This window comes from Streptomyces sp. NPDC006510 (assembly GCF_040611955.1).
GTDB lineage: Bacteria > Actinomycetota > Actinomycetes > Streptomycetales > Streptomycetaceae > Streptomyces.
Map to the genome: position 1 here is coordinate 1 of NZ_JBEXPH010000308.1, position 6936 is coordinate 6936.

The window sequence follows — 6936 nt, forward strand, 5'->3', positions numbered from 1 at the left end:
CGGGTGGTCGAGGGTTCTGGCAGGGGCAGGGCGGCCATGAAGTGGGCGATGTCGGTGAAGTAGGCGAAGTCGCCGGTGGCGGTGAGTTCGCGCAGGCGGCTGATGGTGGCGGCCAGGTCCTGGTCCTCGCTGCGGACGGCGTGGTGGAAGGCGAGGGCGAGCTCCACGAAGCGGTGGAGGAAGGGGAGCCCGGCGGCGTCGATGTCGGTGTGCAGGTGCTGGGCGCGGTCGGTGACGGTGTCGAGCCTGTCCTCGGGACGATGGTGCCGGTGGACCGCGAAACGCTGATCCGCCGCTGGTACGTGCACCGGATCCGCCTGAACAGCGTGGGCACCGCGCGCCACGTGCAGATCGGGACCGAGGCGTTCGCCCGGCCGATCGAATGGTTCGCTCTGGACGAATGCGAGATGACGGAGCGCGGGTTGTCGACGCCAGCGGCTGAAAAGATCGTCCAGGCCCGCACAGCGCCGCGTCCATCGCTGTGGTCGCCCGGCAAGGCGAGGAAGGTGCCGGAGCCGGAGGCACCGCCCAGGCCCTGCTGCGCCGACTGGTGTATGCACGTCGGATCGAGTCCGTGCCCGTGGTGAAGCAGGTGTGCAGGGCCATCGAGGATCTGACCGGTATGGACGGGGAGCTCCACGAGCAGCTCGAGGCTGCCGTCCGCCACGCGAGGATCTGGCTGGTCGAACAGAACGAGGAGCGCCGCAAGCTGTTCGACAACCTGAACAGGGCGGTGGATGAGCACAAGCCTGGGCGGGTCCGCAGGCTTCTGATGCGCGTCAACGCGACGGCATCTGAGGATCGCACGGACGCCGAACCCGCCGTCTACGAGCGGGCGACCACGTACTTCGAGAGCCTGGACGACCTCACTCGGGACGCGGTCGAAGCGGAAGCTGACACGGAGAAGGAAGTACAAAGGGCTGCGGCTCGGGTCCGCAGCGCCCTCCAACGCCTTCGCGGGTACGACGCGTACACACCCGACCTGCGCCATCAGGTCGAGGAGCTCCTGCGGTCCGCGGCCTCGGCCGGAGAACTGCTGACCCGTGGTGAAGCGCGGCGTGTGGAGGTCTGGAAGAAGCGGGCGGCACTAGGACCGCGGGAGCAGCTGCGCGTAGCGCGGCGGTACTGGATCCAGCAGAGCTGTCCGCGCTGCAACGCGCAGCAGGGCAAGGACTGTGTGCTGGTCGAGGGGCCCAGCAGCGGGAAACTGCGCAAGGACGGCCACAACGAGCGGCTGCAGCTGGTCCTGGACGAGCGGAAAGCCGCACAAAAGATGGCTCGGCAACAGAAGAAGGCTCGACAAGAGGTCGAGGACCCTGCCGAGCCGGTGCGGCCGGCCCTGGAGGCGCGCGGGTACCGAATGACGTGCCCGAGGTGCCACGCCGGACCGGGCAAGCTGTGCGACAACGACGATCGCGTCGGCCCCAGCGAGAAGCGACAGCTTCCCCACGACGAACGCCTGCGCCGCGTCCTGCAAAGCGACGACCGCATTGGCCCCGGCGAGCAGCAGAAGGTCGCCCGCAACGAACGCCAGCAGCAGGCCGTCGACGTCGTGCCCCCGCCGCCTACCGGGCCGAACCCCGGCCTCCTCGGCCGCGCAGGAGAGGGCGGGAACCGCAGGAAACCGCGGGCTCGGCGGCGCGGACCTGGCATGCGAAGGAGGTCACCTGCCCGAAGTGCAAGGCCGGCCCGAACTCCCCGTGTGTGCCCCACGGTCCGCACCACGAGCGGGTGGAGTGGGCGAAGGAGTTCACCCGCAAACTGTGGGGCTGAGGCACCCGCCACTGCGTCGCCGGGCCAACGTGGCGCTATGCCGTTTCCAGTGGAAACGGTCCACTGAAGGAAACTCCCTCTTTACGACGTAAAGAATGTGTCTCATGCCCGGAGGGGGCAGGTGAGCGGGAGGACGCGTTCGGTCAGCTGCCCGGTGAGGTGGGTGTCGGCGAGGGCGGCGTCGGTGAGCCAGTCCGCTTGTGTCAGCTGGTCGACCAGGTGCTGCAGTTCGCCAGCATCGACCGGGACCAGGCCGGTGAGGGCGTTCAGGGTGATGCCGTGGCCGTCGGGCCCGAGGCGTCCCGGGGTGTCGGACTGGGTGGCCAGCGTCAGGGCGAGCAGCCGGGTTGCGGCGGTGGCCTTGGCCTTGCGGAGTTTCTTGTCCGAGATGACCTTCTGGGCCCAGCCGGAGAGCTTGGGCCGCATCTTCTTGCCGAACGTGAACGGGCCCGCCTTGTCCTCGTGGGGCACCAGGGAGGGGACGGTGATCGGGGTGGGATTCTCCGGCCGGGAGGCGAGCAGGGCCTCGGCGGTGCCGGGCAGGGTGAGCCAGCCGCAGCCGGTCAGCTTCTCGACCAGGTCCTGCGGGTCGGTCAGGCCCAGGGCGGTGAGGTCCTGTCCGACGAGGTTGCCGGTGCCGGTGTGCGCGGTGCGCAGGGTCAGCATGAGTACCAGCAGCCGTGCCTCTGGGCCGGGCAGCGGGGTGTGGTTGGCCACGTGCGCGAGGACAGAACGCGTGTGGTCCCACTGTGTTGCCACGGTCAGCAGCCGCGTCACGGCCGGCCTGTCGTTGTCCGTGATGCCGCCGGTGATGGTGCCGGTGCGCTGCTGGTGTTGGAGGCGGGTGGCGGCTGCGGCCTGCTCGGCGCGTCGGGCCTCCCACCGCAGCGCGTCCTCGCAGGTGACATCGGCCCAGGTGGTGAAGGCGCGGGCCTTGCGTTCCTGGAGGTCGGTGAGCAGTGCCAAGTCGGGTTCGGGGCGCTGCTGGTAAGCACGGAGAGATCTCCGAGCTCGATGAGTTCGTCGCGCAGGGCGACGGGCCGCAGGTCGTGGGGGATGACCCGCTGGGCGATCTTCGCCTGCGGCGGGCGGCGCCGTGCGGGTACCGAGCGGGGAGCCGGAACTGCCGTCCCGGTGGCGGCCTGGTGGTCGGAGAACTACGGCCCGCTCGTGCCCGCGCCGGTGTCCGTGGCTGTGGGAGCCGGGCGGCCGGTGGTTGGCGGGCTGGGAGGCTGGGAGGTGGCTGCGGTCTTGGCGCCGGGGGTGGCGGCCGCGCACCGGGAGCAGCACTCCATGGCCTGCCACCAGCGTCCTTCCCGGTCCGTGATCACGGCCAGGACGACCGGGCCGCCACACCGCCAGGGTTCGGCACGCGTATGCCGGCCGGTATCCGGAAGGTGGGTGTGGCAGCCCTCCAGCTTGCATGCGCAGTACGCCTCGGGCCTGGGGGCGGGGGCGGCGCGTAGGTGGGCCTTGAGGTGGGCGATGGCGGCCGCACGGCCGGCGGCCGCGGACGGCAGGCGCTGCTCGGCACAGGCAGGACGGCTGCACGAGATGCGCACGGCCGCACTGCCCCGGCCAGCGGCGTCCAGACGCACTGTCCAACGGCGCCCCGGCACCCGCTCGTCCAGCTCGCTCACCGCGGCCTGCGTCATCCCGGTCTTCCTCCCGCGGCGGTCGCCGGGCTGGAGCGAGCCGGCGCGCGCGTTGAGCGGCGGCCGGGGCCGGCGCCGCTGGAGGAATGCGACCGCCTTTACCGCTCGCTGTTGATGGCCGCGATCTCGGGCGGGGTGCGCGACGAGGAGGTCACCGGGATCGAAGCGGCTCTGGCGGCGATGCCGCCTGACGCCGACGACCTCGGGCCGCGCCACATGCGGGGGCTCGTCCAGCGCCACCGCGACTGGCTCGCGGCGAACGAAACGCGGGCGCAGCTGCGGCGGCGGTGGGCCGCGTTCTTCCGCGACTACGACGCGCTCATGTGCCCGGTCCTCTCGGCGCCGGCGATCCCGCACGACCACCGGCCCGGGGGCCCCGACGTGCGGACGATCGAGGTGAACGGCCAGACCCGCCCGGCCTGGGACCTCGTCACGGGGGTCGGGATCGCGAACCGGCCCCTACTTGGAGGACCGCACCGTGCTTGAGCTGGCGCGCCGCGCCGACGCCCATCTCCCGGGGTTCGAGACGCCGCCCGGCTTCGACTGACGCCCCTCGGCGGGCGCGGGTCGCCGACGACCCTCGCCCGTCTTCGGCGGCGACGGGATGTGGCAGGCAGCGGCTATGTCACGGATGCGCGTGGCGGGATCGCGTGCGATGACCAGCGGCACGCACGCGTGGTTGGTGAGGAAGCCCCATCCTGCGGCCTGCTCGTTCACGACCAGCCCTGCCCCTTCGGTGCTGCCGTAACGGGAACACCGGAAAACCGGTTCATTCATTGTCTGGGGGGCAAGCCCCGGATGCATGCCCCTGAAGGAACCCCGCGCGGCGGAATCGCTCAGGTAACCGTGACCTTGATCGTGTGCCAGCCGGTTGCCCCGTCGGGAAGTGGCTTGTGCACCTGTCCTGTCTGTACTTGGCCGGTGTGGTCGGTGGCACGTACTTGCAGCCGGTGCTTGCCGGGCGTGGCCTGCCACGGCCAGGTCCACTGCCGCCAGGTGTCCACCGACGGCACCACCGCAAGCTGTGCCTGCTGCCATGGTCCGCCAAGGACGCGGACCTCCACCGCGGCCACCCCACGATGCTGCGCCCACGCCACCCCGGCGACCTGGGATCCCAGTGGGGCCAGTACGAGTACGTCACCAACATCGGCTTCGCCGCCTAGAACACCCCTTGGGCGGCGTTCTGAGCGCCTGTCAGCCGCCCCGGGTCTCCCTGGGGCCCGGGGCGGCCCGCGTTCGCGGCGCAGCGGCCGGGGCATGGCGTTCCGCGCATCCCGGCCCTGCGTCGGCCCGTTGAGTCACCGAAGGCACCCGCTACCCGGACCCGATTCATGGACTCCGGATACGACCTCGTGCGTCTGACCTGGCTACTGCGCGAGGAGCCGGTACGGCTGCTGGGGCGGATCCGCGCGGACCGGGTGATGTACGCACCGGCCGGCAAGCGCCGCGGAACCAATCCCGGACGCTTGCCCCGCCACGGAGCGGAGTTCCGCCTCGCCGGCCCCGCCACCCATCCCGCCCCGGTCCAGGAGTCGACCGGCACCCACGACCGCTTCGGCGAGGTCCTCGCCCGCTGCTGGGGCCGGATGCACCCCAAGCCGGACCGCCGTGGTTCCTGGGCCAACCACGAGGGCCAACTGCCCCTCGTCGAGTGGACGCTGGTCCATCTCACCGTCGAGTACCTGCCCGGCAACTACGGTACGCGGTGCTGTCGCGCCCGGCGGACGCCGTACCGGGCGGGGCGGCTCGTTCAGTGGCCCTCGGGAGCCGCGTCCGCGCGGAAGACGGGCAGCCCTTCACTCAGCCGGGTCATGAGCAGTGCCTGGTCGAGCATTTCCTCGTCCTCGTCCTCGTCGGCGGCGAAGACGTCGTCCACGAGGAGTTCGCGCAGCTGCTCCTGTACGCCGTCGCCGTATCCCTGCTGGTAGTCGAACGTGTCGAAGTAGAGGTCCGCTTTCACGGTCGCGATCGTCTCGTGTTCGTCCTCGATAACCAGGCGGGCGCGGATCGTGCCTGCCTGGAGCGTGCCATCGTTGTAGGAGCCGTAGACGACCTCGGCGTGGATGTCACGGCATTCCACGTCGCCGTCGGTGAACACCCCGCGGGCGGTGATATCGCCGCGGACGGCCATGACCGAATCGGGGCCGCAGTCCGCCAGCACGCCCTCGACGGTCAGTGAGCCGGTCAGCACGAAGGGCGCCACCACATGGAGATGTCCCTTCACGACCAGGTCACCGTGGTGGAAGAACGGCGTGTCCACGAGCTGGTCACCGTGCAGGGTGCGGGGGGCCCCGGTGTCGCCGAGGGCCTTGGCGCACATCTCCGGGACGAAGCCGATCAGGTCGGGGTCGATGCCGCCCCCCAACTGGGCGGCGAGCTCCTGGTAGCTGTCGAGGTCCGGCTCCACAAGCTGGGCAAGCCCGCCACCGTCGTAGGGGACCCCGGCGGCCTCGCACACCGCGGCCTGCTCGGCACGTATCACCCCGGCCACTTGCCGCAGCGCCTCCATGTCGATGGGCAGCGGCCCGCCCTCCACCACGGGATACCGCACATGCGCCGGAGCACCCGCAGCCTCCAACAGAGCCACGATCTCCGACCGCGGCTGCCGCTGCTTCTCGCTGTAATCCGGCAGCCGCAGCGCGAACCCGAGCGGGGTCCTGCCGAGGCCGTTGACCGCGGCGGTGTCGGCGCCGCGCTCCAGCAGCAGCTTCACCAGATCCGGCCTCCACGCACGGACCGCCGCGTGCAGCGGGGTGTCTCCCCGGTCGTCGGCCGCGTCGATCGGTGCGCCGTGGTCGAGCAGGAAGGCGTAAACGGGCTGGGCCACGCCGCTGTGGTGGGCGAGCGATCCGCCGGAGCGGAGCCCGTTGGAGCCGTCCAGCCGGGCACCGTGCTCCACGAGCAGTGCCAGCACCTCCACCGTACGCCGCACCCGTCGTGCCTCCGCCTCCGAACCGCTGCGTGCAACGACCCATCCGGCGGGCGTGACACTCTCGCTGTCCGTGGCGTGCACATCGGCGCCGCACTCCAGCAGCGCCCGTATGACCTCCAGGGACGGCAGCGGGCCGTCGTCGCCCGTCGCCTCCATGGCCTGGTGCAGCGGAGTGGCTCCCCGCTCGTCCCGTGCCGAGACATCCGCCCCGTCGGCGATCAGCGAACGGACCCGTGCGGCACGCTCGGCGGGGTCCGCGCCGGCGACAGGCATGACGGCAGCAAAAAGGGATTCACTCATCGATTCACTCTCAGTGAGGACCGTAGGACGTACCTCTGACAGAGGGCCGGGCTTGTCGGCCGACCGGCCCTTCACCACATAGAGCACATCAAAGTCGGCCGTAGGCCGCGATCAGGCCGGTTCCGTGAGTTTCCGTAGCCGATTGCGTAGTTCTACTGATGCCATCGCCGGACGTAGTAGAGGAATCCCCATGTACTCGGCCCCATGGGCCGAGGTCGGGACCGGGGAGGGACTGGGGCCTGTACGGGAAGAACGATCGGTCGGCACAGGGCGCCG

Annotated in this window: 8 protein-coding genes and 1 pseudogene; 5 read left to right on the forward strand and 4 right to left on the reverse strand. The window is 70.9% G+C overall.

The features are described 5' to 3' along the window. The coding region (locus tag ABZY11_RS41785) for a hypothetical protein (protein ID WP_356484181.1) at positions 1-308 on the reverse strand (308 nt) is incomplete at its 3' end. Between ABZY11_RS41785 and ABZY11_RS41790 the strand changes: the two genes are divergently transcribed. Then, a complete protein-coding gene (locus tag ABZY11_RS41790) occupies positions 270-587 on the forward strand; it encodes a hypothetical protein (protein ID WP_356484183.1) in 318 nt (105 codons plus the stop codon). The genes ABZY11_RS41785 and ABZY11_RS41790 overlap by 39 nt on opposite strands. Beyond that, positions 575-1840 carry a hypothetical protein gene (locus ABZY11_RS41795; protein WP_356484184.1) on the forward strand — a complete coding sequence of 422 codons (1266 nt, stop codon included), beginning with the start codon at positions 575-577 and terminating at the stop codon, positions 1838-1840. Before ABZY11_RS41790 ends, ABZY11_RS41795 begins: the two co-directional genes overlap by 13 nt. A 35-nt stretch (positions 1841-1875) precedes the next feature. Here the strand turns inward: ABZY11_RS41795 and ABZY11_RS41800 are convergent, their stop codons facing one another. Next, entirely contained in the window at positions 1876-2739 is an 864-nt protein-coding gene (locus tag ABZY11_RS41800) for a hypothetical protein (protein WP_356484185.1), read from the reverse strand. A 191-nt stretch (positions 2740-2930) separates the two neighbouring features. Further along, positions 2931-3428, reverse strand: coding sequence for a hypothetical protein (locus ABZY11_RS41805; protein WP_356484186.1), 498 nt, complete (start codon positions 3426-3428; stop codon positions 2931-2933). 111 nt (positions 3429-3539) lie between these two features. Between ABZY11_RS41805 and ABZY11_RS41810 the strand changes: the two genes are divergently transcribed. From ABZY11_RS41810 to ABZY11_RS41820, 3 genes and pseudogenes are all read left to right on the forward strand, one after another. After that, positions 3540-3914: a hypothetical protein gene (locus tag ABZY11_RS41810; protein ID WP_356484187.1), complete on the forward strand. Its 375-nt coding sequence runs from the start codon at positions 3540-3542 to the stop codon at positions 3912-3914. 407 nt (positions 3915-4321) lie between these two features. Further along, positions 4322-4591: a hypothetical protein gene (locus ABZY11_RS41815; RefSeq protein WP_356484188.1), complete on the forward strand. Its 270-nt coding sequence runs from the start codon at positions 4322-4324 to the stop codon at positions 4589-4591. Positions 4592-4759: 168 nt separating this feature from the next. Continuing rightward, positions 4760-4969 (forward strand): annotated as a pseudogene (locus ABZY11_RS41820) (transposase); the annotation flags it as partial. Positions 4970-5178: 209 nt separating this feature from the next. On the opposite strand, the gene ABZY11_RS41825 reads toward ABZY11_RS41820, so the two are convergent. After that, on the reverse strand, positions 5179-6660 hold the full coding sequence (locus ABZY11_RS41825) for an ankyrin repeat domain-containing protein (RefSeq protein WP_356484189.1): 1482 nt from the start codon (positions 6658-6660) through the stop codon (positions 5179-5181). Positions 6661-6936: the final 276 nt, after the last annotated feature.